General features: G+C 37.5%; 20 protein-coding genes and 1 tRNA gene. 12 read left to right on the top strand and 9 right to left on the bottom strand.

Going from position 1 to position 22,334, the window contains the following annotated elements; genetic code table 11:
- Nucleotides 1–2: 2 nt before the first annotated feature.
- Genes infB through rimP form a run of 3 tightly spaced genes read right to left on the bottom strand, consistent with a single transcriptional unit; the run spans nucleotide 3 to nucleotide 4,641 of the window.
- Complete coding sequence (gene infB, locus GILLI_RS13060; RefSeq protein WP_006989590.1) at nucleotides 3–2,870, bottom strand: translation initiation factor IF-2; 2,868 nt, start codon at nucleotides 2,868–2,870, stop codon at nucleotides 3–5.
- A gap of 60 nt (nucleotides 2,871–2,930) precedes the next feature.
- On the bottom strand, nucleotides 2,931–4,166 hold the full coding sequence (nusA, locus tag GILLI_RS13055) for a transcription termination factor NusA (RefSeq protein ID WP_006989589.1): 1,236 nt from the start codon (nucleotides 4,164–4,166) through the stop codon (nucleotides 2,931–2,933).
- A gap of 13 nt (nucleotides 4,167–4,179) precedes the next feature.
- Nucleotides 4,180–4,641, bottom strand: coding sequence for a ribosome assembly cofactor RimP (rimP, locus tag GILLI_RS13050; RefSeq protein WP_006989588.1), 462 nt, complete (start codon nucleotides 4,639–4,641; stop codon nucleotides 4,180–4,182).
- A gap of 369 nt (nucleotides 4,642–5,010) precedes the next feature.
- On the opposite strand from rimP, the gene GILLI_RS13045 reads away from it, so the two are divergent.
- Nucleotides 5,011–5,853, top strand: a complete 843-nt coding sequence (locus GILLI_RS13045; protein WP_040506642.1) for a universal stress protein — start codon at nucleotides 5,011–5,013, stop codon at nucleotides 5,851–5,853.
- On the opposite strand, the gene GILLI_RS13040 is transcribed toward GILLI_RS13045, so the two are convergent.
- On the bottom strand, nucleotides 5,850–7,370 hold the full coding sequence (locus tag GILLI_RS13040; protein ID WP_156798675.1) for an AsmA family protein: 1,521 nt from the start codon (nucleotides 7,368–7,370) through the stop codon (nucleotides 5,850–5,852). The two genes, GILLI_RS13045 and GILLI_RS13040, sit on opposite strands and share 4 nt — an antisense overlap.
- A 217-nt stretch (nucleotides 7,371–7,587) precedes the next feature.
- On the opposite strand from GILLI_RS13040, the gene GILLI_RS13035 reads away from it, so the two are divergent.
- The 3 genes from GILLI_RS13035 to GILLI_RS13025 all read left to right on the top strand — a co-directional run bounded on the left by GILLI_RS13035 (nucleotide 7,588) and on the right by GILLI_RS13025 (nucleotide 9,042).
- Nucleotides 7,588–7,794, top strand: a complete 207-nt coding sequence (locus GILLI_RS13035; protein ID WP_217179257.1) for a hypothetical protein — start codon at nucleotides 7,588–7,590, stop codon at nucleotides 7,792–7,794.
- Nucleotides 7,795–7,932: 138 nt separating this feature from the next.
- A complete protein-coding gene (locus tag GILLI_RS13030) occupies nucleotides 7,933–8,565 on the top strand; it encodes a metallophosphatase domain-containing protein (protein WP_006989584.1) in 633 nt (210 codons plus the stop codon).
- A gap of 138 nt (nucleotides 8,566–8,703) precedes the next feature.
- The gene (locus GILLI_RS13025) at nucleotides 8,704–9,042 is read left to right on the top strand and encodes a hypothetical protein (RefSeq protein ID WP_006989583.1); all 339 of its coding nucleotides are present in this window, start codon (nucleotides 8,704–8,706) and stop codon (nucleotides 9,040–9,042) included.
- Nucleotides 9,043–9,111: 69 nt separating this feature from the next.
- On the opposite strand, the gene GILLI_RS13020 is transcribed toward GILLI_RS13025, so the two are convergent.
- Complete coding sequence (locus GILLI_RS13020) at nucleotides 9,112–9,447, bottom strand: hypothetical protein (protein ID WP_006989582.1); 336 nt, start codon at nucleotides 9,445–9,447, stop codon at nucleotides 9,112–9,114.
- Between the two features lie 423 nt (nucleotides 9,448–9,870).
- Here GILLI_RS13020 and GILLI_RS13015 point away from each other — a divergent pair, with 423 nt between their 5' ends.
- The 7 genes from GILLI_RS13015 (at nucleotide 9,871) to GILLI_RS12985 (ending at nucleotide 15,234) form a co-directional block, all read left to right on the top strand.
- Nucleotides 9,871–10,461 carry a YceI family protein gene (locus GILLI_RS13015; protein WP_006989581.1) on the top strand — a complete coding sequence of 197 codons (591 nt, stop codon included), beginning with the start codon at nucleotides 9,871–9,873 and terminating at the stop codon, nucleotides 10,459–10,461.
- A gap of 44 nt (nucleotides 10,462–10,505) precedes the next feature.
- Nucleotides 10,506–11,801 carry a hypothetical protein gene (locus tag GILLI_RS13010; protein WP_006989580.1) on the top strand — a complete coding sequence of 432 codons (1,296 nt, stop codon included), beginning with the start codon at nucleotides 10,506–10,508 and terminating at the stop codon, nucleotides 11,799–11,801.
- A gap of 237 nt (nucleotides 11,802–12,038) precedes the next feature.
- A complete protein-coding gene (locus tag GILLI_RS13005) occupies nucleotides 12,039–12,614 on the top strand; it encodes a YceI family protein (RefSeq protein ID WP_006989579.1) in 576 nt (191 codons plus the stop codon).
- A 5-nt stretch (nucleotides 12,615–12,619) separates the two neighbouring features.
- Entirely contained in the window at nucleotides 12,620–13,906 is a 1,287-nt protein-coding gene (locus GILLI_RS13000) for an acetyl-CoA hydrolase/transferase family protein (RefSeq protein WP_006989578.1), read from the top strand.
- A gap of 146 nt (nucleotides 13,907–14,052) precedes the next feature.
- A complete protein-coding gene (trxA, locus tag GILLI_RS12995) occupies nucleotides 14,053–14,352 on the top strand; it encodes a thioredoxin (protein ID WP_006989577.1) in 300 nt (99 codons plus the stop codon).
- A gap of 127 nt (nucleotides 14,353–14,479) precedes the next feature.
- Nucleotides 14,480–14,761: a hypothetical protein gene (locus GILLI_RS12990; protein WP_006989576.1), complete on the top strand. Its 282-nt coding sequence runs from the start codon at nucleotides 14,480–14,482 to the stop codon at nucleotides 14,759–14,761.
- Nucleotides 14,762–14,850: 89 nt separating this feature from the next.
- Complete coding sequence (locus GILLI_RS12985; RefSeq protein WP_006989575.1) at nucleotides 14,851–15,234, top strand: group III truncated hemoglobin; 384 nt, start codon at nucleotides 14,851–14,853, stop codon at nucleotides 15,232–15,234.
- 3 nt (nucleotides 15,235–15,237) lie between these two features.
- Here GILLI_RS12985 and GILLI_RS12980 read toward each other — a convergent pair whose 3' ends face one another.
- The 4 genes from GILLI_RS12980 to GILLI_RS12965 all read right to left on the bottom strand — a co-directional run bounded on the left by GILLI_RS12980 (nucleotide 15,238) and on the right by GILLI_RS12965 (nucleotide 18,829).
- Nucleotides 15,238–16,047, bottom strand: coding sequence for a universal stress protein (locus tag GILLI_RS12980; protein WP_006989574.1), 810 nt, complete (start codon nucleotides 16,045–16,047; stop codon nucleotides 15,238–15,240).
- A gap of 181 nt (nucleotides 16,048–16,228) precedes the next feature.
- Nucleotides 16,229–17,272, bottom strand: coding sequence for a response regulator (locus tag GILLI_RS12975; protein ID WP_006989573.1), 1,044 nt, complete (start codon nucleotides 17,270–17,272; stop codon nucleotides 16,229–16,231).
- Nucleotides 17,269–18,519 carry a PAS domain-containing sensor histidine kinase gene (locus GILLI_RS12970; RefSeq protein WP_006989572.1) on the bottom strand — a complete coding sequence of 417 codons (1,251 nt, stop codon included), beginning with the start codon at nucleotides 18,517–18,519 and terminating at the stop codon, nucleotides 17,269–17,271. Before GILLI_RS12970 ends, GILLI_RS12975 begins: the two co-directional genes overlap by 4 nt.
- A 237-nt stretch (nucleotides 18,520–18,756) precedes the next feature.
- Nucleotides 18,757–18,829, bottom strand: a tRNA-Gln gene (locus tag GILLI_RS12965).
- 191 nt (nucleotides 18,830–19,020) lie between these two features.
- Here GILLI_RS12965 and GILLI_RS12960 point away from each other — a divergent pair.
- The gene (locus GILLI_RS12960; RefSeq protein WP_006989571.1) at nucleotides 19,021–22,320 is read left to right on the top strand and encodes a glycosyltransferase family 117 protein; all 3,300 of its coding nucleotides are present in this window, start codon (nucleotides 19,021–19,023) and stop codon (nucleotides 22,318–22,320) included.
- Nucleotides 22,321–22,334: the final 14 nt, after the last annotated feature.

Here is a 22,334-nt window from a genome sequence, read left to right as displayed (position 1 = left end):
GTTTATTTCATTTTCTTCTTAACAGCCACTTCCTGATATCCTTCAACAACATCACCTTCTCTTATATCGTTGTAATTCTTGATTTGCATACCACAATCATAGCCTTTCGATACTTCTTTCACATCATCTTTAAAGCGTTTCAGCGAAGAAAGATCTCCAGTATACACTACAACTCCATCCCGGATCAATCTAATTCCGTTATTTCTGATGATTTTCCCTGAAGTTACCATACATCCTGCAATAGTTCCAATCTTGGAAATTTTGAAGGTTTCTCTAATTTCAGCGGTACCCGTAATCTCTTCTTTCATCACAGGAGACAACATTCCCTCCATAGCATCTTTAAGATCATTGATGGCATCATAGATAATAGAATACATTCTAATATCGATTTCTTCCTTATCTGCCAACATTCTGGCATTTCCGGCAGGACGCACATTAAATCCAATAATCACTGCATCGGAAGCCGAAGCTAACAATACATCACTTTCCGTAATTGGACCAACTCCTTTGTGTATAATGTTCACCTGAATTTCCTCGGTAGAAAGTTTCTGGAAACTGTCGGTTAATGCTTCTACAGATCCATCTACATCCCCTTTAAGAATTATATTGATCTCTTTGAAATCTCCAAGAGCAATACGTCTACCTATTTCATCAAGCGTAATATGACGCTGAGTTCTTACAGATTGTTCTCTTTGTAACTGGGTTCTTCTTGCTGCAAGATCTTTTGCTTCTCGCTCATCCAGCATTACTCTAAACTTATCTCCAGCCTGTGGAGCTCCATCCAATCCTAAAATTGAAACCGGTGTGGCAGGTCCTGCTACTTTTACATCTTTCCCCCGTTCATCCTGCATCGCCTTAATTTTACCACTGTGCTTACCAGCCAGTACATAATCCCCAATTCTAAGTGAGCCTTCCTGAACAAGAATAGTGGAAACGTATCCTCTACCTTTATCCATAAATGCTTCCACCACGGTTCCTTTACCAGGTTTATTTGGATTCGCTTTAAGCTCAAGGATCTCGGCTTCAAGTAAAACTTTTTCAAGTAATTCCTTAACCCCCAATCCTGTTTTAGCTGAAATATCGTGCGACTGGATCTTACCTCCCCAGTCCTCTACAAGCAGGTTCATCCCTGCCAGTCTTTCTTTAATTTTTTCCGGATTCGAATTAGGCAGATCGACCTTATTGATCGCAAAAATAATTGGAACACCTGCAGCCTGAGCGTGAGAGATGGCCTCTTTCGTTTGCGGCATCACATCATCATCTGCTGCTATTACGATAATTGCTATATCGGTTACCTGAGCACCCCTTGCACGCATTGCGGTAAAGGCCTCGTGACCGGGAGTATCCAGAAAGGCAATTTTCTCACCATTCTCCAATTCCACCCCGTAAGCACCAATGTGCTGTGTAATCCCACCGCTTTCACCGGCTATTACATTCTCTTCACGTATATGATCTAATAAGGATGTTTTCCCGTGATCTACGTGACCCATTACGGTAACAATTGGAGCGCGTGGCTCTAAATCCTCCGGGTTATCTTTATCTGTTTCTGAAACCTCTTCAATATCTGCTGAAACAAATTCTACTTCATAATCAAATTCATTTGCAACAATAGAAAGCGTTTCTGCATCCAGGCGCTGGTTCATCGTTACCATCATCCCTAAGGACATACAAGCTGAAATAATTTTGGTAACCGGAACATCCATCATTGTAGCCACCTCATTTGCAGTTACGTATTCGGTTACTTTTAATATTTTACTCTCTATTTCTGCCTGGGCAAGATCATCTGCCGAACGTTGACGGTGCGTATCCCTTTTATCTCTTCTAAATTTCGCCCCTTTTCCTTTTGAAGATTTTCCCTGTAATTTCTCAAGGGTTTCCCGTACTTGTTTTTGTACTTCTTCTTCGCTTGGTTCTTCTCTTGCAATGGCCGGCCTGGCTGGTCTTTTACCTCCCGATCCGGGCTTATGAGGCCCTCTTGCAGCTGCAGCTCCTGCTGCTCCTGGAGCTGGAGTGCCTTTAACATCTTTGGTTATTCTACGACGACGTTTTTTTGCTTTATTCTTGTCATCCGCAGCTTTCTTTTCATCTTTCTTCTTCACCGGTTTTTTAAACTGGGATAGATCGATTTTCTCCCCGGTAAAGTTGGGGCCGTTAAGCTTGGTATAATTCGTTTTTAAAGTTTCCGATTCCGGATCCTTTTCAGAAGTTTCTTCAGCAGGTTTTTCTGCTGTATCTTCTTTTTTAGCACCTATTTTATGTTCCTCCTTCTTAGGCTGAATATCCTCTTTTTTGGCCACAACTTCTTCAGCAGGACTTTCTTCAGTTGGAACTTCTTTTCCTTTAGCTGGAGTTTCTTTTGAAACAACCTTTTCTTCAGGCTTTTTAGCTTCAACAGCCTTCGGCTCTTCGGCTTCTTTTTCCTTTTCCTCTGGAGCTGGTTCTGAAACAGCTTTTGCAGGCTCCTCTTTTTTAATTTCGGCTTCTTTAGGTTTTTCCTGTGCTTTTTCAGACTTTTTATCCAGGTCGATTTTACCTACCTGTTTTGGGCCTTCAAGCTTGGTTCTGGCACTAATGATGTCTTGATGCTTCTGCTCTTCCTTCCGCTTCTCCTCCAGTTCCTTTTCACGAGCTAAACGAAGTTCCTCCTTTTCCTTGCGCTTCTCCTCCCCAACTTCCTTGGATGCCACCTTCTTACTTTTATCTGTTTGAAACTGATTGAAAAGTACCTGGTAAACCTCTTCAGAAATTTTTGTGGTAGGACGCGCTTCTATTTCGTGACCTTTGGAATTTAAAAATTCCACAGCACGATCTAGCGAAATATTGAATTCACGTAGTACCTTGTTTAATCGCATTGTTTTTGCTTCAGCCATAAATTGCCTCTAAATTAACCTCTTATTATTATTGTATGCCTATTATTTAAAAAGAACGATTTATTGTTCTTCAAATTCTTCTTTTAATACATTGATCACTTCCCGGATGGTTTCCTCCTCAAGATCGGTTCTGCGAACCAGATCATCTACATCCTGTTCCAAAATACTTTTCGCAGTATCCAACCCGATTTTTGCAAACTCGGCGATTACCCAGTCTTCTATTACATCGGAAAATTCTCTCAATTCAACATCTTCCTCTCCTCCATCTCTAAACACATCTATCTCATAACCGGTAAGCTGGCTGGCCAGCCTAATATTGTGTCCACCACGGCCAATAGCCTTGGAAACCTCTTCTGGTTTTAACATCACTTCTGCCCGTTTATTCACTTCATCCATTTTAATGGAGGTTATTTTTGCCGGACTTAAAGCTCTGGTAATAAAGAGTTGATCATTGCTCGTATAATTAATAACATCGATATTCTCGTTACCCAATTCACGAACAATACTGTGAATACGTGATCCTTTCATTCCAACACAGGCTCCAACAGGATCTATTCTATCATCATAGGAATCTACCGCCACTTTTGCTTTTTCTCCAGGAATTCGAACCACTTTTTTAACCGTGATAAGCCCGTCGAATACCTCAGGGATTTCCTGTTCAAATAACTTTTCAAGGAAAACGGGAGCAGTTCGCGACATAATGATTTGCGGCTTGCTTCCTTTTAACTCAACACTCTCAATAATCCCTCTTACATTTTCTCCTTTTCTGAAGAAATCTGAAGGGATTTGTCGGTCTTTTGGCAAAATTATTTCATTGCCTTCATCATCCAGTAAAATAATTGCGCGGTGACGAATATGATGAACCTCGGCAGTATAAATCTCTCCTTCAAGATCTTTAAAGTGCTTGTAAATGTTAGTATTATCGTGTTCGTGAATCTTGGCAATTAAATTTTGACGCAAGGCCAAAATTGAACGACGTCCAAGATCTATTAATTTAACTTCTTCAGAAACATCTTCTCCTACCTCAAAATCCGGCTCTATTTTTCTGGCTTCAGATAATGAAATCTCCTGGTTAGGATCTTCCACTTCACCATCTGCTACTACCACCCGGTTTCTCCAAATCTCTAGATCCCCTTTATCAGGGTTTACAATGATATCAAAGTTGTCATCCTCCCCATACTTCCTCTTCAAAGCACTCCTGAACACATCTTCCAGAATCGCCATTAAGGTAACTCTGTCTATTAATTTATCGTCCTTAAATTCTGAAAAAGAATCTATTAATGCGATATTTTCCATATCAGTTTAATTATTAAAATGTTATAACGACCTTAGCTTTCACGATCTCCTGAAACGCCAATGTTGCCTCTTTTTCTACTGTCACCTTACCTTTCCCTACCGGCTTGGGTTCTCTTGCCGTCCAGGTAAGTTTAATTCCCTCTTCATCTACTGCGACCAATTCGCCTTCAAATTTATTGGAATTTGTTTGGACTTCAAGCCTTCTTCCGATATTTTTCTTGTATTGCCTTGGTAATTTCAATGGTTCTGAAACTCCGGCCGAGGCAACTTCCAACGAAAAATCCTCTTCTTCGCGGTCGAGATTGTGTTCAATTTTTCGACTTACCGAAATACAATCGTTCACCGAAACTCCCGAATCCCCATCTAACACTATAAGAATGTGATTTTTATCACTGATTTTCAAGGATATTAAAAATAAGGAATTATTCTCATCAAAGGCCTCCTCCAGCAAATTTTTTACTCGCTCCTGCAACATAATTTTTATAAAAAGAGGGGACTTTTCGTCCCCTCGCTGTACATTTTTGTTTCAACGCTGCAAAGATAACATTTTTTTCGAAAAAATAAAACCACAGATTAAATGAAATATTCTTTGTAGTTTTAATAAATCAATCATTTTAAAGCAATTATAGCTATAAGTGGAATAACCCAAACACTTTCGTGCATAAATAAACCTAGCATTGCTAGATCGATAATATATCCGGGATATTTCTCGCTTAATATATACCCTAAAAATTCACCTATGAAATGAGCTTAGCGCATATTCGATACAAACATAGATTAAAATATGCGAATTGCTCCCGATAGCTGTCGGGAGACCATTAAAAAAACAATAACTTATCTAACTATGAAAAGAATTCTTGTTCCTACCGATTTTTCCCCACAGGCCGAAAACGCTCTAAAAGTTGCCGCTCAATTCGCAAAACGTTTTCACGGGGAGATTTTTTTGCTCCATATGCTTGAACTCCCTATGCAGCTTGTTCAACCAACAAGCGGAAGCGCTGTGGTTGGAGGTAATGACAATCTTCCGGAAGCCTTGTTTTTCATGAAACTTGCAAAAAAACGATTTGCCGAATTGATAAAAAAGCCATATTTACAAAACATCAAAGTTCATGAAACAGTAGAGTTCCATCAGGCTTTTGAAGGGATTATGGAAATAAGTCAGGCTCACAATTGCGATATTATAATCATAGGATCTCACGGAACTAGTGGTTTTCAAGAAGTGTTTATAGGTTCAAATACAGAAAAGGTAGTACGAAATTCCAATATCCCAGTGTTGGTAATCAAGAAAGATTATCCAAATTTTGATGTTCAAAACTTTGTTTTTTCTACAGATTGTAATCTAAAAAACAAACACACCCTTGAAAAAGCAAAACGCTTTGCTGATAAGATCGAAGCTAAGCTACACATTGTTTATATCAATACCGCGAATAATTTTATGACCACTGTAGATGCAGAAAAAGCCCTTCTGGATTTTACCGAAGGAACGGAACTTGAAAATCACAGCTTGAATATCTATAACGACATTACTGTAGAAAAAGGAATCATGAATTTTGCTAAAAGCATAGATGCCGGATTAATTGGAATTGGCACACACGGCCGGAAAGGCCTTGCTCATTTCTTTAACGGCAGCATAAGTGAAGATTTGGTAAACCATTCTAACCGACCCGTAATAACTTTTAAAATTTAAAGAAAACTCTTAAGTGCTCCATTACGGATAAACAACCACATGTAATTCCAGAAAGATTTGGTCTTATCCCTTTCTGCCTGGATATCCTTTCGCTCCAATTTTTCCTTATTGTCGTTATTGCGAATGATAATATTTGCAAGATCCGATAGAAAGTTATTTTTTTTAGATCCATCTTTTTTTAGGATTTCAACCTTGAAATCCCTGTATTGCATCTGCATATCTCCGGAGGCCTGGTTATTGTCCCCCCGGAAATTATAAAAAAGAGATTGAATTCTTCCCTCCACTTCAATATTCATAGTTGGTCTTAAAAAAGAATTCATTTCATCGGCAGAAATCCCCTCCATTTCTCCAGATATTGTGAAATCATCCTGCAAATCGCGCACATCAAATTTCCAGTTAATACTTAGCGGGGATTTCCCCATTAACAGTGCAGAAATTTTGATTTTTGTTTCAGGAAAATCAGGCGAATTCATTCCAATATTGGTAATATTGTTTAGGCCTACATGTACTTCACTAAAATTTAATTCTCCCGGCGGGCGCAAAGCATCCGTTTTCTCTTCATAAACTATTCTGGAATTCTTCAACTTGATAGAATCAAATTTTATTTTCACACCCATTTCCCGGATCATGCGACTGTAAAGTGGCTTTATACTGGTGTCATCTGGCAATAATTTGTTTCGGTAAACTTTTAGATCAGCCTGATTTATCTGCATAAACGGACTTTCAAGCCGAATACTGTCTTGTTCGAAATCCCAATTTAAAGCGGAAATTTCAACCGTCTCAATATGCAGTTCGAACCTGTCCTTTTCTACGGAAATCCTTCTGTCGAATTCAGCTTTACTGAAATTCGGAATAATTTGGAGATCTTTTAAAATGATATCCTCATCTTTTATTTCCAGGTTTTTAATAGCCAGATGATGATTCTCGTTCATCGCATAAAAAATCGAATCGCTGGAAATTTCCATGCGCTCATATTCAAAAGGCAGAAAAGCTTTGAGAGTTCTATCACTAATTTGAACTTCATACAGATCAAATTCATTTAAAGACATGTAGATTTTATTTTGAACAGAATCATTTTCAAAAACCCTAAGGTTCCCGCCTTTTATATGAATATTCTTGATTACTACATCCTTGCTTAGGTTTGGTTTAGCTTTCTTCTCCTTAGTTTCCGGCAAAGTGTCTTTTTTATAAATGGCCACATTAGGATCGTTTATCACTACTGCGCCAATAACAATTTTACCGCTTAAGAAATAATCTGTATAACTCAGGTTTTTTACTTCAAGCTCATCGGCTTCCATAAAAATATTATCAAGCTGAAGTTTTGGTTTTGAGATCGAAGAACTTCGGTCTAAAATACTCACGTTTACCGCTTCATATCCAATCTGGGATTCGGAAAGTTGATTCTCGATGGCAGATTTAATCTCTGATTGTAAATAGTAATTTAGAAATATGACTATTCCTGAAATAACCAATACCCCAATCCCAATTCCCAATAAAATCTTATAAGTTTTTTTCAATTTCAATGATTAAGGCCGGGAATTTACAAATATAGAGACAAGAGATAGTAGAATTTATGACTTTTTAACGTAATCCCATAAGTAGCTGGAAATGGGTTCGTTAAAATTAAGTCAAAAAGATTACAAGTATATAAAATTCATAATTTAAGCGCGTATCTTTGCAACGAATTTAGCCTACTAAACAATGATATTTAAGTTGATTATTAAAATAGGAATTTTGGCAATTGAATTATTTCTTGCCTTTTACAGTTTGCTTATTACAGATAGCCTGCTGGTTAAGTTCTTGTTTTTTGCTTTTACTGCGATAATAATTGCATTTTTAGTCACCAAAATCACAGATAAGCTTTTACCATCAGATAAAGATCACGTTTCCGATATGGATTTTATTCAAGAGATGGAATCTAAAGATACCTCTATAAAATAAATTGCAGTAGGAGATGTTGAATATTGTTTGAAAAAACAATAGCTGCAATCCGGAAATCCGATGAATAACCTTCATCGGATTTCTTTTTTGTTAAATTTGTAGGTTAAATTTGACCCCGTTTTTTAAAGCCTCTCATAAATGAAAATAATTTGCATAGCCGATACTCACAATAAACACGAGGAACTCATAATTCCTCCAGGAGATGTAATTGTTCACGCCGGGGATATTACCGAATCTGGTACCAAAAAAGAAACTTTGGATTTCCTAAAATGGTTTGCTGCACTACCACATCCGCATAAGATATTGATAGCCGGAAATCATGATTTTTTTCTGGAAAAAAATCAACAAAATCTTCAAGCTATCGTTCCGCAAAATATACACTTTTTAATAAATCATGGTGTGCGCATTAACAATGTGAATTTTTGGGGATCTCCGGTAACACCAGGTGATGGAAGCTGGGCCTTCAACAAAAAAAGAGGATCCGAACTATTAATGCACTGGAACCTAATCCCGGAAAATACAGATTTCCTAATAACGCACAGCCCGCCCTATGGATTCCTTGATGAGCTTGACAATAAGCATCACATAGGTTGCGAAAAACTATTAAAAAGAATTGAAGATTTGAAAATCCCTAATCATATCTTTGGCCACGTTCATAATGACTATGGAATTGTACGTACGAAAAATACTGTTTTTATAAATTCCGCATCTTTGGACGGCCGGCACAGGCAGATTAACGCACCTTTAACGGTTAATTACGTGTCTTCTTAAATTCATCTCATTTTTCTGCAAATGCGTTAATTAATTATTAATCCTTTGACCCTTTGGATTTTATTAACATCAGGATGTTTAATTTAGCCACCCTTAGAGAATAATGGATTATTTAATTAAACTGAAAAGCTGAGTATCATGAATAACTTTACCCCCGAAACTACCGAAAGTATTATTGATGAAGTGAAAAATTTAATTTCATATAGCCTTAGCAATCTGGAAGAAGATAAATCTGGATTTGAAAATTTTCACAAGAGCGTTGTCGAAATTTATTTTAATGCCAAGAAGATCAGCATGGACTATTCTGCGCAAACCATCGACTTACAACTCCCTACTTCTAATAAAGAATATACCGGAATTACCTTTGAGTGCCTTGATTTATGTGGTTTCCTTAGATCCTGTATTAAATGCGACGAGAAAAGCCTGTCCTTTTACCAAGAATTATTATCACAGCACAACATCGTAATCGCAGCATAATATTTTTGATTTAACATCTGGCTGTTCTCAAGAGATCAAAAAGATACCTGGTTTGATCGAATCATTATTTTACCAGCAGCAAAAGATTCCAAAGTCCATAAATAACTTTGATAAAAAACTTTTTCTCTCAGGTATTTTTTCAGCAAATTCTTCGCTACCACGTTTCTTCCTATAATAAGTAAGGCTATCACATCTTATGACTTCGTGTCCTTCTTCGGTAAGAAAATAGTTCCCTTCTGTTTCAAATATAAACTTTGTGGAAATCAAATTGACCAGCGCTTCCTGCTTCCAGGGGTCGTGCTCATTATTCACAGAAATCCCTTTGTTATCGTGAATTTCATATAAAACATTGTCCATCTTATAAAGAGATGATTTGGGGATGGTATCTAAAGTTGTTTCAAACATAATCAGTTAGGGCTAAAAATGAGTTAATAGAGTTTATTAGAATTCTAATTTAACAAAATATTTAGAAACCCAGTCTATTATGAAAGAAAATAATTTGTTATTTTTTTATCATATCCTCAAGAACAAAATTTAAAATCGGAATTACCTAAATTTTCGTTTCACACCCCTAGTTTATACTTCTAATTACCACACTATTAACTTCACTTAGATTTAGCTGTTTTGCAGCTATGTAGTTTGATTGAACAGAAACCTACTAAGTACAAATTGAATGGTTTTTAAAATTATCAAGCGCTAAAGTTCCTAAAACCTGTATAGAAACAGGAATCTCTAAGCATTTGTTCCAAATATTCAAAAACCTGATGCCTGTCATAAATTACCCTCCATTCCTTATGCAACTTTGTATCAAATTAAAAAACAAAAATCATGAACACTCTAAAAAATTTAAAACTCTTACTTGGAAGTATATTGATGATGGTGGTGACTACACAAATTTCTGTGGCGCAAACCTTCAATGTAAATAACACAGCTTCAAATTTAATAATAGAAGGGACCTCCAATATTCACGATTGGGAGATCGAAGCAAAAGATCAGCAAGGAAAATTAATTGCAGAATTAAAGGATGGTCAATTGGTAAAAATAACTCAACTGGACTTTATTGTGAAGGCTGAAAGTCTTGAAAGCGGTAAAGGCGGAATGGACAAAAACACCTACAAGGCGTTAAACACCGATAAGCACAAAACAATCACGTATAAGCTTACTAAAGTAGAAAATATAGATTGTACCTCCGCCGGAAATTGCAAAGTCACTGCTACCGGAAACCTTACTATAGCGGGAACCACAAAACCTTTAGAGATCATTTTTGAAGCTAAAGTAAACGGAGATAAAATCGTGTTATCCGGGAATAAAAGTATTAAAATGACCAATTTCAAGATTGACCCCCCAAAAGCAATGTTTGGGACAATTACCACTGGTGATGAGGTTATAATAAAATTTCAAACAGTATTCACTAAATAATTTAAACAACAACAAAAAATTTTAACCAATAAAGAATAAATAAAATGAAAAACTCAATTAAATACTTCGGTTTACTTTTCCTCGCAGTTTTTGCACTGCAAGTACAAGCTCAACAACGTGACCTGGACAACTTCAGGCCCCTTGATAAACGCGGAATTAATATGTTCGAAGCCCCAAAAGACAGCATTAGTACTTTTGACGGAGTACGAGTAAGAGTAGGAGGAGCTTCTACCATCCAGTTTCAGGCTCTTGATCACGAATCTTCAGGACAATTTACAAATTCTGACGGTAATCCTATAGGACTTATAGAAATAGGAAGCAACTTTAACCTACCTACTGCCAACCTTGATTTAGACGTTGCATTGGCTCCTGGATTAAGAATGCATCTTAGAACCTATCTTTCTTCTCGTCACCACCCAGAGCCTTATGTAAAAGATGGTTACATCCAGATCGATGCTCTTGATTTTATCGCTCCTGGGTTTATGGGAGATCTTATGGATAAGGTTACTGTAAAAATAGGACATATGGAGCAAAACTACGGTGATGCACACTTTAGAAGAACAGATAATGCACAGGCTATCCAAAACCCATTCGTAGGTAACCTTATTATGGACGCATTCACTACAGAGGTAGGAGCTGAAGTTTACTACCGAAGCAATGGATTTATAGGAATGGTTGGAGCTACTAACGGTAAATTAAATCAAAGTGTTGCCAACCCTTCTTCAAGTGGTGTATCCTGGTTAGGAAAAGTAGGGTATGACAACTTTGAATTTGTAAATTCAGACGCTCTTCGATATAGATTAACAGGGTCTGTATATCATACAAACCAGGTTCCTAACTCCTTCCTTTACGGTGCAGACCGTGCAGGATCAAGATACTACCTGGTAATGGAACAGGAAGGTGCATCTCCAGTAGGTAATTTTAGCTCTGGACGCTACAACCCTGGTTTTGGGAACGAAGTAACTGCCTTTATGGTAAACCCTTTCCTAAAATATGGAGGCCTTGAATTCTTTGGTACTTTTGAAATAGCAAGCGGAAAACGTTCTACTCAATCAACAGACCGTGAATTCACTCAAATGGCCGGAGAATTGATCTACAGATTTGGACAAAACGAAGATTTCTACGTAGCCGGACGTTACAACACAGTCGATGGTGATGACGTAAGTGGAGTAGAAATTGACATCAACAGGGTTCAGATTTCTGCAGGTTGGTTTTTAACAAAGAACATCCTTACTAAAATAGAGTATGTCAACCAACAATATGACGGTTTTAGAAGTGATTCCAGATTCCACGAAGGACAATTTAATGGCCTTATGGTAGAGGCAGCGATAAGCTTCTAATCCTCTTCAGGAATTTAATACTAAAATGGGAGGACATACTGTTCTCCCATTTTAGTATTAAAAGATTTGACAATACTTTTTAAATGTGATTTTGACTAACTGTTTGGAAAAGATTATGCAATGTATAAGTACACTTAATCAATTCTAATTTTCTGTACATAAAACAACCAAAGTTCCATATCCTCATGTTATACGCACCTGGTATACGGACACTGTATAATAACAATGACAATCGCTATGAAAACTTTAAAACTTATTCCGTTTCTAATATTCTTCACCGCTTTGTGTTTTGCTCAAAATGGAACAAATAGCAGGACGGTAAAAATTCTGCCTGAGAGCAAACTCACCATTACCGGGGATACCAATATAAGCAAATTCCTTTGCGCCTTTGATTCGGAAATGATCCCCTCGACCAGGAAGATAGAGGTCTCAGGCAAACAGGAAGAATTGCATTTCAAAAATGCGATCCTTATCCTGGATAATACGGGCTTTGATTGTGGCAGTAAAGGCATAAATAAAGATTTTCACGCCTTGATCAAAACAGAAGAATATCCGGAAATTTCCCTGGAATTAAAAAAACTGTGTATCAATACTCCTACAGATGCCATTGCAGATCTTATTATCACTATGGCCGGCAAGACCAAAACCTATAAATTACCCGTGAAGATCGTAGACGGTAAAATATCCCGGTATAGAGGAAACCTTTCCCTTAATATCAACGATTTTAATTTAAAACCACCAAAGAAGTTGTTTGGTTTAATAGTGGTAAAAGAGGTTATAGATATCAATTTTAATTTGAACGTAGAAAAATAGTCCTTATGAAGAGTTCTTTAAATATTGTTTCGGCACAGGAAGCTGTATCACAAATAAAATCCGGTGAACGGGTATTTTTACAGGGGGCAGCAATGACCCCCCATGTTTTAATTAATACATTATGCCAGCGCTATAATGAACTTTCAAATGTAGAGCTTTTTCAGATCCATACCGAAGGGGATGCACCCTATACAAAGGTGCCTTACAATGAAGCTTTTATAACCAACAGCTGTTTTGTTGGAGGAAATGTTAGAAAGGCGGTGAATTCTAATCTTGGAGCTTATATTCCCATTTTTTTAAGCGAGATACATTTGCTTTTCCGAAAAAATATCCTTCCCATTGATGTTGCTTTTATCCAGGTTTCACCACCAGATAAACATGGATATTGTTCTTTAGGGGTTTCTGTAGATATTACGCTGCCGGCGATACAAACCGCAAAAAAAGTGATTGCACAAATAAATCCACAGGTTCCAAGAACCCACGGGGACGGGATAATCCATATAGACCGTATTGATGCTGCTATTGAAGTAGATGAGCCTATACACCAAACTTCTGTCTCTAACCCCACTGAAATTGAACTTCAAATAGGAAGGCACGTAGCCGGACTGATAGAAGATGGAGCCACTTTACAAATGGGGATTGGCGGAATCCCGAATGTAGTCCTTGCCAATTTAATTCATCACAAACGCTTAGGTATTCATACCGAAATGTTCTCTGATGGAATTCTCCCGTTGATTGAGAAAGGAGTGATAACGGGTGAGGAAAAGGTCATAAAAACCGGAAAATTGGTTACCTGCTTTGCCATGGGGTCTCAAAAATTATATGATTTTGTAAATGACAATCCCATAGTTCATTTTAAAGAAGCTGCTTATACCAATGATACTGCTATTATCCGGCAAAATCCAAAGGTTACTGCAATCAACAGCGCAATAGAGATCGATATTACCGGACAGGTTTGTGCGGATACCATAGGAAAATATCAATATTCCGGCGTTGGCGGACAAATGGATTTTATACGGGGTGCATCCTTATCTGAAGGTGGAAAAGCCATTATCGCAATGCCTTCGGTTACCAGCAAAGGTTTCTCTAAGATAGTTCCTTATCTCAAAGAAGGTGCAGGAGTTACCACTACACGTGCTCATGTACACTATGTCGCAACAGAATATGGAATCGTAAATCTATATGGTAAAAACTTAAAACAACGTGCAAAAGCCCTTATTTCTATCGCACATCCGGATCATAGGGAACAACTTGAAATGGATTCGTTTGAGAGGATCAACCATTTCATTTAATATTTTCTCCAAAATTCAGGTATTCTGATTGTTTTGATTTTATTAGGAACGTAGGTTATGTTAGCAGGTTTTTTCGTAATTTTAAGCAACATCGGGGGTTAGCATCGGACGATTAAATCCACCGGTGGAATAAAAAATATATAATCATGAAAAGTAGTTTTAGTGAAATTATAAAAGACAGCACTCCGGTATTGGTAGATTTCCATGCAGATTGGTGTGGCCCCTGTAAGGTGATGGCACCTATATTAAAAGAGGCAAAAACCAGTTTGGGAGACGCTGTTAAAATAATTAAAATTGATGTAGACAAGAATGAAGCCCTTGCTACCAAATATCAGGTAAAAGGTGTTCCCACCCTCATTTTGTTTAAAAATGGAGAACAGCTATGGCGACAATCCGGGGTTATACAAAAAGATGAAATCATTAAAATAATTAAAACACACTCCTGACCTTGATCAATCTAGGATTTTTTTAATCGGATAGATTTATCTTAATTTGTCCCAAATCTGATAATCATCATATTTCCTGAAGGTTTCAGTCGATAATTTTGCGGTAGTAATTAAAAGTAAAATTATCATGAAACTCTATCAAAAACTATTTGCCGATTTTGACGAAATGTACCTGGCTCATGCTACTTTGGGGATTATAGCCTCCAGTTGCATAGGATCTATTGCCGCAATGCTCATATTGATGAAAGGACACGCATTTATCAATATGTTTGAACTTTTCCTTGTGGTAGTGGTTTGTATGGGATTTAATGCTGCAGTCCTGGCTCAAATGAAACCTAAATTTGTTTTTAATGCCCTAATCCTAAGCCTGGGGGTTAGTATTCTGCTTATCATAATCAATTTAATATAGGCTTTTATGAAACCGGATTTCTTTCAAAAAATTTTCCAAATCACATAAAATTTATCTCAATTAAGAATGCAAATTAAAGAACACAGTTTATGAAAAATGATCTCAAAAACCGGGAAGATGTTTACCTTTTGGTATCCCGGTTTTACGATAAAGTCCGGATTGATGAAGAAATAGGTCATTTTTTCACCAACAGTATTGAGAATTGGGATGAACATCTTGAAAAAATTACCGATTTTTGGGAAAGCAATCTTTTTTTTGTTTCTAAATATGCGGGTAATCCACAGAAAGCACATATCGCGGTAGATGCCGAAAATCAAAATCAAATAAACGAAAAACATTTTGGGGCCTGGCTTAATCTATGGCTAGAGACTATTGATGAATATTTTGAAGGAGAACGTGCAGAAAGGGCAAAATTTAGTGCAAGAAAAATGGCATCTCACCTGCACCTTAAAATTTTTCAGGCCAGGAAATAATCCTTATCCGTGAAGCACCAGGATTGGAAGTTTATTAGATACATCTGCACATACACCACACTTTACATCGAGAAACCGGTCACAAATATTTAAATTCTTGCCCAATATTACGATCATATCATATTTTTTCTGAACATCCTGAAGAAGTCTTTTGTTATGAATATACTTCTCATCGATTTCCACAAATTTTACATTTTCAATATTGAGGTAGTCAAAAACAAGTTCTCTGGGATTTTGGTGATGCGCCTGGGCTGATGAAGTATCGGCTATTTCCATAACGGTTATCGCCGCCTTATTTGTGATCCCGGGATGCTCAAAGAATTTAAACAGTCCATTATCAAAGGAAGCAGAATAATCTATTGGCAGAATAAGCTTCTCCGGTAGTACATAAGAACACGATTCCGGAACAGCCAGCAAATTACATTTTATCTTCCGTATGATCTCATAAGTATGATTCCCTAAAATGGTATTTTTTATACTATCCTTTCCGGCAGCACCCATCACGATGAGATCTATTCTCTTTTCAGCAACAAATTTACGGGTGGCATTTACAAGATTGTCTTCAGAAAAAACTGCTTTAAACCTATGCTCTTTATTGGTGGAATAACTTTGTAGTTCCTTGAAATGTTTATACAGGTTTTCCACCGCCTGTGTTTGAGTATCAGCGGAATTTAGACTACCATCTTCTCCCGTATCGAACTTGTCAAAATTGAACAAATAAAAATTGGATGGAACATCCTTAAATAGATGTATTCCATATTTAGCCGCGTTCATAGCTACATGGGAAAAATCAGTAAGTATTAAAACATTCATTCGCTTCAGTTAACTTATACCATGCGAATTTATGTTACTGATGCCTTCATAAAAATGACCAAAATCAGTTCTGAAGCTATTAAAATTTTAATTATCACTGTTAATTTCAGAAAACATTTATCCACGCTTATTTTATAGATGAAGGCAGATATTTATTTTGAATAGTTCAGTCTCTTTTCTATCAGGAAATGCATTTAAGTCCCTGCGGGTCCAATAATTTAATGTTTCTTCCTTCAATCTCGATAAGACCTTCCTTTTTAAAATCTGATAAGGTCCTTATAAGACTTTCTGGTGCCATTCCAGCTACCCCTGCAAGGTCTGCCCGGGATATCCGGATGCTTTTTAGCGGATGTTTTTTGATCTTTTCAGCAAAGAGTAAAATGGTATTGGCGGTTTTTTTCCTAACAGAACCATAAGCCATTTCCATAAGCTGTTGTTTAAGTCCTTTCAAATTATTGCTAAGGATCTCTACCAACTCAAGGGTTACACGTCCGTTGCTGGCCAATATTTTATGCAATTCTTCCTTGGAAACGATATACAACTGGGAATCTTCTAAAGCCGTTGCAAATTCCTGGTAGGATTCCCCGTGATTAAAGGCTGCATTACCAAAAAAATCGTCTTCTTTATAAAGTTCAGTAATCAATTCCTTTCCCCTGCTATCTACACGATGTGCTTTTATAACACCGCGTTTGATCAGGTAGAAGAAATTTGATTGTTTTCCAGCTTCATAAATGGTATCACCGGCCTGAAAAGTTTCAAGGTCATAGGTACTCATTAAACTTCTCAAATCCCCAAGGGTTTTCAGGGAAGCATCAGCCGGTTTTGGCTGTTCACTCTGGTTCCGGGAATTAAGGATCGCTACTTTTGCCAGGCGACTTTCCAAAGCGCTTAAAAGATCTTCTTCCTCAAAAGGTTTGGTAAGATAATCATCGGCACCAAGGTCCATTCCTTTTCTTATGTCTTTATGTTCGGTTTTGGCAGAAAGGAATATAAAAGGAACATTTACGGTTTGGGATTTCTTTGAAAGCTCTTTTAAGACCCCATAGCCGTCCATTTCCGGCATCATGATATCACAAACAATAATATCAGGAGTTTGCTCGTGTGCCTTTTCTACTCCCTGTTTTCCATTGGACGCAGTAATTACCTCGTATCCTGAAAGTTCAAGCAATTCTGCTGTATTCTCTCTAACGGTAACATCGTCTTCAATTAGCAATATTTTATTCATTCTATTAAAATTGGAATTTCTACAGTGAATTTTGTTCCTACTTTCTCCTTGCTGGCGAATTTTATATTTCCTCCTAAATTCTCCAAATGTGTCTTTGCAATATTCAGCCCTATTCCTGTGCCTTGGTTTAAAACAGCATTTTCTGCCCGGAAATACCGTTCAAAAATATGTTTTTGATCTTTCTGTGGAATTCCCATTCCCTGATCCTCCACCTCAAAAATAATCGATTTCTTTTGGAGAACGACATTAAATTTTATCAGGGTATCTTCAGGAGAATATTTGATGGAATTCCCCAATAAGTTTGAAAGAATAAGTTCTACTATTTTCTCATCCTGGTAGAGCATCACATCATTTAGATCCTGAGGATACGCTATTTCCTGACCTTTTTTTAGTGTTACATTGGCATTATAAACAACTTCGTTTATCAACTTCTTGAGACTAAAAGAAGAATATCTATATTGGCCGTTTCCGCTTTCCAGGCGTTCTATGGAAAGAAAATCATTAAGAATATTGTTGAGGTAATGTACTTTTGCACGAATAGTACCAAGATGTTTTTCCCTTTTTTCCTGTTGTTCTTCCAGCACATATTTTTCAGCCAATGTGGCGGAAGTTAAAATCCCACTTAAAGGGGTTTTAAACTCGTGGGATACCAACGAAAGGAATTTAGTCTTTAGCTCATTGAGCTCTTTTTCCTTTTGCAGTGCACTCTTGATCTTTTTTTCAGCGGTTTTTCGCTTTTTGATCTCCTTTTCAAGATCCAGGTTAAGCTTTTGAAGTTTTTGAATGCTCTCACTGAGTTCCAGTGTGCGAATCTTAATCTTATCCTCAAGTTGATTATTGAGATCCCTGATTTCCTGCTGGGTTTCCCTTCGTACAGTAATATCTATAATAAGGGACATCACATATTCTTTCCCATCGATAACAAAGGGATTTAATCCGGCTTCAACCGGAAAATGTGTTCCATCCTTCTTTATTCCGAAAAGATCACGTCCATGACCCATTTGTCTTTTCTCACTGTGGTCAATAAAATTTTTGAAATGATGTTTATGCGCTCTATGATAATTGTTAGGGATCAATATATCTAAAGGATTTCCGGGAAGTTCGCCCGCAGCATATCCAAACATGGTTTCTGCAGCATTATTGGCCGCGATGATGGTCTGGGAAGTATCTACTACAATTATACCTTCTGAAGCTGCCTCAAAAAGAACGTTGAATACATTTTTATTCTGAAAAAAATAGTTTTTCACAAGCTATAGAAGTTGAAAATTATTGCACATCGCACGAATTTACAAAACTTTTAATTGGGGCCTGCTACAGAGAAATACAAAAAGATTACAACACAACCCCGGAATCAACTTTCATTTTCTTCAAAATAGGCTATGCTAGCAGATCCTCCCCATAGCTCCCAAACTCAACCGAACCCATTAAATTTACTACAAAAAAAAGACCGAATTGCTTTTACAATTCGGTCTTGACATTTTTTGTTGGCCTACTAGGGCTCGAACCTAGACTCTTCTGTACCAAAAACAGACGTGTTGCCAGTTACACCATAGGCCAGCGTTTTTATTGCCGATGCAAATTTAAAACAAAGTTTATTTTACGCAAACATTTTAAAGCTTTTTATTTCTAAATTTTTCAACCCCCTAAATCTCCGCATTTTAAAAAAATATTTCCTTTTAAAGCCCGTTATTAAATCTTTCTTGTAAATATTCTTAAATTCGCCTCTTTATACACAATCACTGCAAATAATGACAGATCTTAACTTTGGAAAGTGGAATAAAATACTGGGATGGGTAGTATTTCTAATTTCCCTAACTACCTATTGGTTAACCGTTGAACCTACTGCCAGCTTTTGGGATGCAGGCGAATATATCGCAACTTCGGCAAATCTTGAGGTGGGACATCCTCCGGGAGCACCACTTTATCAAATGATGGGTGCCTTTTTTGCGAGTTTCGCTTCCGATGCATCTCAGGTTGCATTTATGGTAAACCTGATGTCTGTTTTTGCCAGCGCGTTCACTATAATGTTCATGTTCTGGTCCATCGTCTTGTTGCTTTTCAAGATTTCCGGCCCGCAAGAATCCCTTTCAACCAGCAATAAAATAGCTGTACTTGGTAGTGCTTTTGTTGGTTCTCTTGCCTTTACTTTTACAGATAGCTTTTGGTTTAGTGCCGGGGAAGCCGAAGTTTACGCGATGGCAGCCTGTATTATGGCTATCCTGTTTTATTTAGGGCTGAGATGGGAACGTGATATGTTCGAGCCCCGCGGTAATCGTTGGTTAATTCTTATTTCCTTTGTAATTGGACTCTCCTTTGGAGTCCATTTTATGGGCTTGCTTACCATTCCGGCATTGGGGTTTTTATATTTCTTTAAAAATTATGAAAAGATAACCATACCAAATTTTATTATCGCCAATATCGCCGTAGTTGCAGTTTTAATGTTCATTTTTAAGTTTTTACTCCCCTACACCCTTACTTTTTTTGCAGCTTCAGAAGTGTTTTTTACCAATACCATTGGACTCCCGTTCAACTCAGGAACGGTTATCGCACTATTGATTATTATAGCAGCATTTTATTTTGGAATTCAATATACCCGGAAAAAGCAATATTTCCAGCTCAATACACTATTTCTTTGTATTCTCTTTATTTTAATTGGTTTTTCAAGCTGGACCATGTTGCCTATTCGCGCGAATGCCAATACCGTAATCAATGAAAACAGCCCTGACAATGCCCGCGAACTTTTAGCCTATTATAATCGTGAGCAATACGGGGAATCTCATTTATTCTACGGTCCCCAATTTACAGAGATGTACAGTGGTCTGGATCCTGAAAATCCTTATAAAGATGACAAACCCAATTATGAAAAAGATGAAGAATCCGGGAAATATATTATTGTAAACGATTATAAAAATGCACGTCAAAATCTTGACGATGATCATAAAGCGGTTCTTCCAAGAATGTGGAGCACACAGCATGCAGCCAACTATATGCAGTTTACTGGTCCGCTTGATTTTACTGTAAAGCAGGAATATCAGGATCAGGAACAGCTGCTTCAGGCCATAGCCGAATTTAGAAAAAATTATGCCCTGGGTCGTGTGGATCTTGAAGATTACCATAGCTTCATTTCCCAGTTTAGCCAATATCTGGATGTAGAAAAACCTTCTTTTGGATCAAACATAGGTTATTTACTTGAATACCAAATGGGTTATATGTACTGGCGATATTTCATGTGGAATTTTGTTGGACGTCAAAACGATGTTCAGGGACAATATTCAGACCTGAATGGAAATTGGCTCAGCGGAATTAAGTTTATCGATGAAATGAGGCTGGGATCGCAGGATAATCTACCCAGCGATGTTAAAAATAATAAAGCCAGAAATACCTACTATTTTTTACCACTCATCCTGGGATTAATAGGAATCATATTTCAATTTAAACGGGATAAAAAGATGTTTTGGGTATTAACCGTATTCTTCCTGTTTACAGGTATAGCTCTTAAGATCTATCTTAATGAGCGCCCTTTTGAACCCCGGGAAAGGGATTATGCACTGGTAGGATCTTTTTATGTTTTTGCAATTTGGATTGGCTTTGGGGTCTATGCCATCTTTAATAAGCTAAAGGAATTTATCAAACCTAAATTTGCTGCACCTTTTGCAATTGCGGTTACCTTCCTTGCCGTACCAACCATATTAGCTGCTGAGAACTGGGATGACCACGATAGGTCCAATCGCTATTCGGCTTTGGCGATGGCCAAAATGTATCTGGATTCTGTAGATGAAAATGCGATTCTGTTTACCATTGGTGATAATGATACTTTTGCCCTATGGTATGCCCAACAAATTGAAGGTTACAGAAGGGACGTGCGCATTATTAACACCAGCCTTTTTGCAACCGACTGGTACATAGACCAAATGAAAAGAAAAGCCTGGGAAAGCGACCCCATTCCTTCTCAACTGGAACATAAGCAATATAGGGCAGGGACTAATGAATTTGTAATGCACCAGGAAGTCACTACAGATACTATGAATATTAAGAACTGGATGAACTGGATTGCAAGTGATAATCCCGGAACCCAGGGACAATTGCAAAGTGGGCAAACAGTAAATACTTTCCCCACCAAGTCTATAAGAATACCGGTAAATAAGGAAAACGCCCTGAAATACGGGATTGTAAAACCGGAAAATGCCGATGAAATTGTAGATAATATATTTATTGAACTTGAAGGGAATGTGATCTATAAAAACCGTCTTTTGATGCTGGATATCATAGCAAATAACGATTGGAAACGCCCTATATATTTCACCGGAGGCAGTTTTGGGGACGATGATTATCTATGGATGAAAGATCATTTGCAACTGGATGGGGTTGCCTATAAGCTGGTTCCTATTCAAACCCCTATCAATCCAAGAACCCCTTATGATATGGGACGTGTAGATCCCGATAAAATGTATGAGATCGTTCAAGGATGGGATTGGGGAAATATGGGCAGTCCAGACATTTACCACGACCCGGAAACACGTAAAAATTCAATTACGTACCGAAGCAATCTTGCCCGTTTGGTAGAAGCTTTACTGCAACAAGGCGATGAAGAAAAAGCTGAAGAAATCCTTGATCTTGCAATGGAAAATATGCCTGTAGATTATTTTGGCTATTATTCATTACTGGAGCCCTTTATCGATGGTTATTTTGAAGTAGGCGAACCTGAAAAAGCCAAAGCTTTATGGGAGAAAGTAATTGAGAAATATCAGGAAAATTTATTGTTCTACAGCGGATGGGATGAAGACAGACAATTTGAGTATGCAGATAATATTATTACTGATATGGAGCGATACAGGTCACTTATAGATCTTCTCTTTATAAATGGTGAGCAAGAATTCGCCCGCAAAAAAGCCGAAGAATTCAACAACTACCTAAAACTATTCCCTCGCTTCTATGATGATTCCGAGGGGGTGGACGAAGTTCCGCCAATGCCAACTCAGGAAGCCGTAGAGCGGGAATTAAACCAAGTCCAAAAACTGGATTCCCTGGACAGCACTTTGCTGAATTAAGCATCGAAAATTAT

The sequence above is a fragment of the Gillisia limnaea DSM 15749 genome, assembly GCF_000243235.1.
In the GTDB taxonomy this organism is placed as follows: domain Bacteria; phylum Bacteroidota; class Bacteroidia; order Flavobacteriales; family Flavobacteriaceae; genus Gillisia; species Gillisia limnaea.
This window is presented reverse-complemented; position numbering and strand designations above follow the sequence as displayed.

Coding starts and splice junctions, on each gene's coding strand:
- GILLI_RS13045 (WP_040506642.1), top strand. CDS start 5,011: ATGAAAAGAATTCTTGTTCCTACCGATTTTTCCCCACAGGCCGAAAAC.
- GILLI_RS13005 (WP_006989579.1), top strand. CDS start 12,039: ATGAAAACTTTAAAACTTATTCCGTTTCTAATATTCTTCACCGCTTTG.
- nusA (WP_006989589.1), bottom strand. CDS start 4,166: ATGGAAAATATCGCATTAATAGATTCTTTTTCAGAATTTAAGGACGAT.
- rimP (WP_006989588.1), bottom strand. CDS start 4,641: ATGTTGCAGGAGCGAGTAAAAAATTTGCTGGAGGAGGCCTTTGATGAG.
- infB (WP_006989590.1), bottom strand. CDS start 2,870: ATGGCTGAAGCAAAAACAATGCGATTAAACAAGGTACTACGTGAATTC.
- GILLI_RS12985 (WP_006989575.1), top strand. CDS start 14,851: ATGAAAAATGATCTCAAAAACCGGGAAGATGTTTACCTTTTGGTATCC.
- GILLI_RS13030 (WP_006989584.1), top strand. CDS start 7,933: ATGAAAATAATTTGCATAGCCGATACTCACAATAAACACGAGGAACTC.
- GILLI_RS13025 (WP_006989583.1), top strand. CDS start 8,704: ATGAATAACTTTACCCCCGAAACTACCGAAAGTATTATTGATGAAGTG.
- GILLI_RS12990 (WP_006989576.1), top strand. CDS start 14,480: ATGAAACTCTATCAAAAACTATTTGCCGATTTTGACGAAATGTACCTG.
- GILLI_RS13015 (WP_006989581.1), top strand. CDS start 9,871: ATGAACACTCTAAAAAATTTAAAACTCTTACTTGGAAGTATATTGATG.
- GILLI_RS13010 (WP_006989580.1), top strand. CDS start 10,506: ATGAAAAACTCAATTAAATACTTCGGTTTACTTTTCCTCGCAGTTTTT.
- GILLI_RS13020 (WP_006989582.1), bottom strand. CDS start 9,447: ATGTTTGAAACAACTTTAGATACCATCCCCAAATCATCTCTTTATAAG.
- GILLI_RS12975 (WP_006989573.1), bottom strand. CDS start 17,272: ATGAATAAAATATTGCTAATTGAAGACGATGTTACCGTTAGAGAGAAT.
- GILLI_RS12980 (WP_006989574.1), bottom strand. CDS start 16,047: ATGAATGTTTTAATACTTACTGATTTTTCCCATGTAGCTATGAACGCG.
- GILLI_RS12960 (WP_006989571.1), top strand. CDS start 19,021: ATGACAGATCTTAACTTTGGAAAGTGGAATAAAATACTGGGATGGGTA.
- GILLI_RS13000 (WP_006989578.1), top strand. CDS start 12,620: ATGAAGAGTTCTTTAAATATTGTTTCGGCACAGGAAGCTGTATCACAA.
- trxA (WP_006989577.1), top strand. CDS start 14,053: ATGAAAAGTAGTTTTAGTGAAATTATAAAAGACAGCACTCCGGTATTG.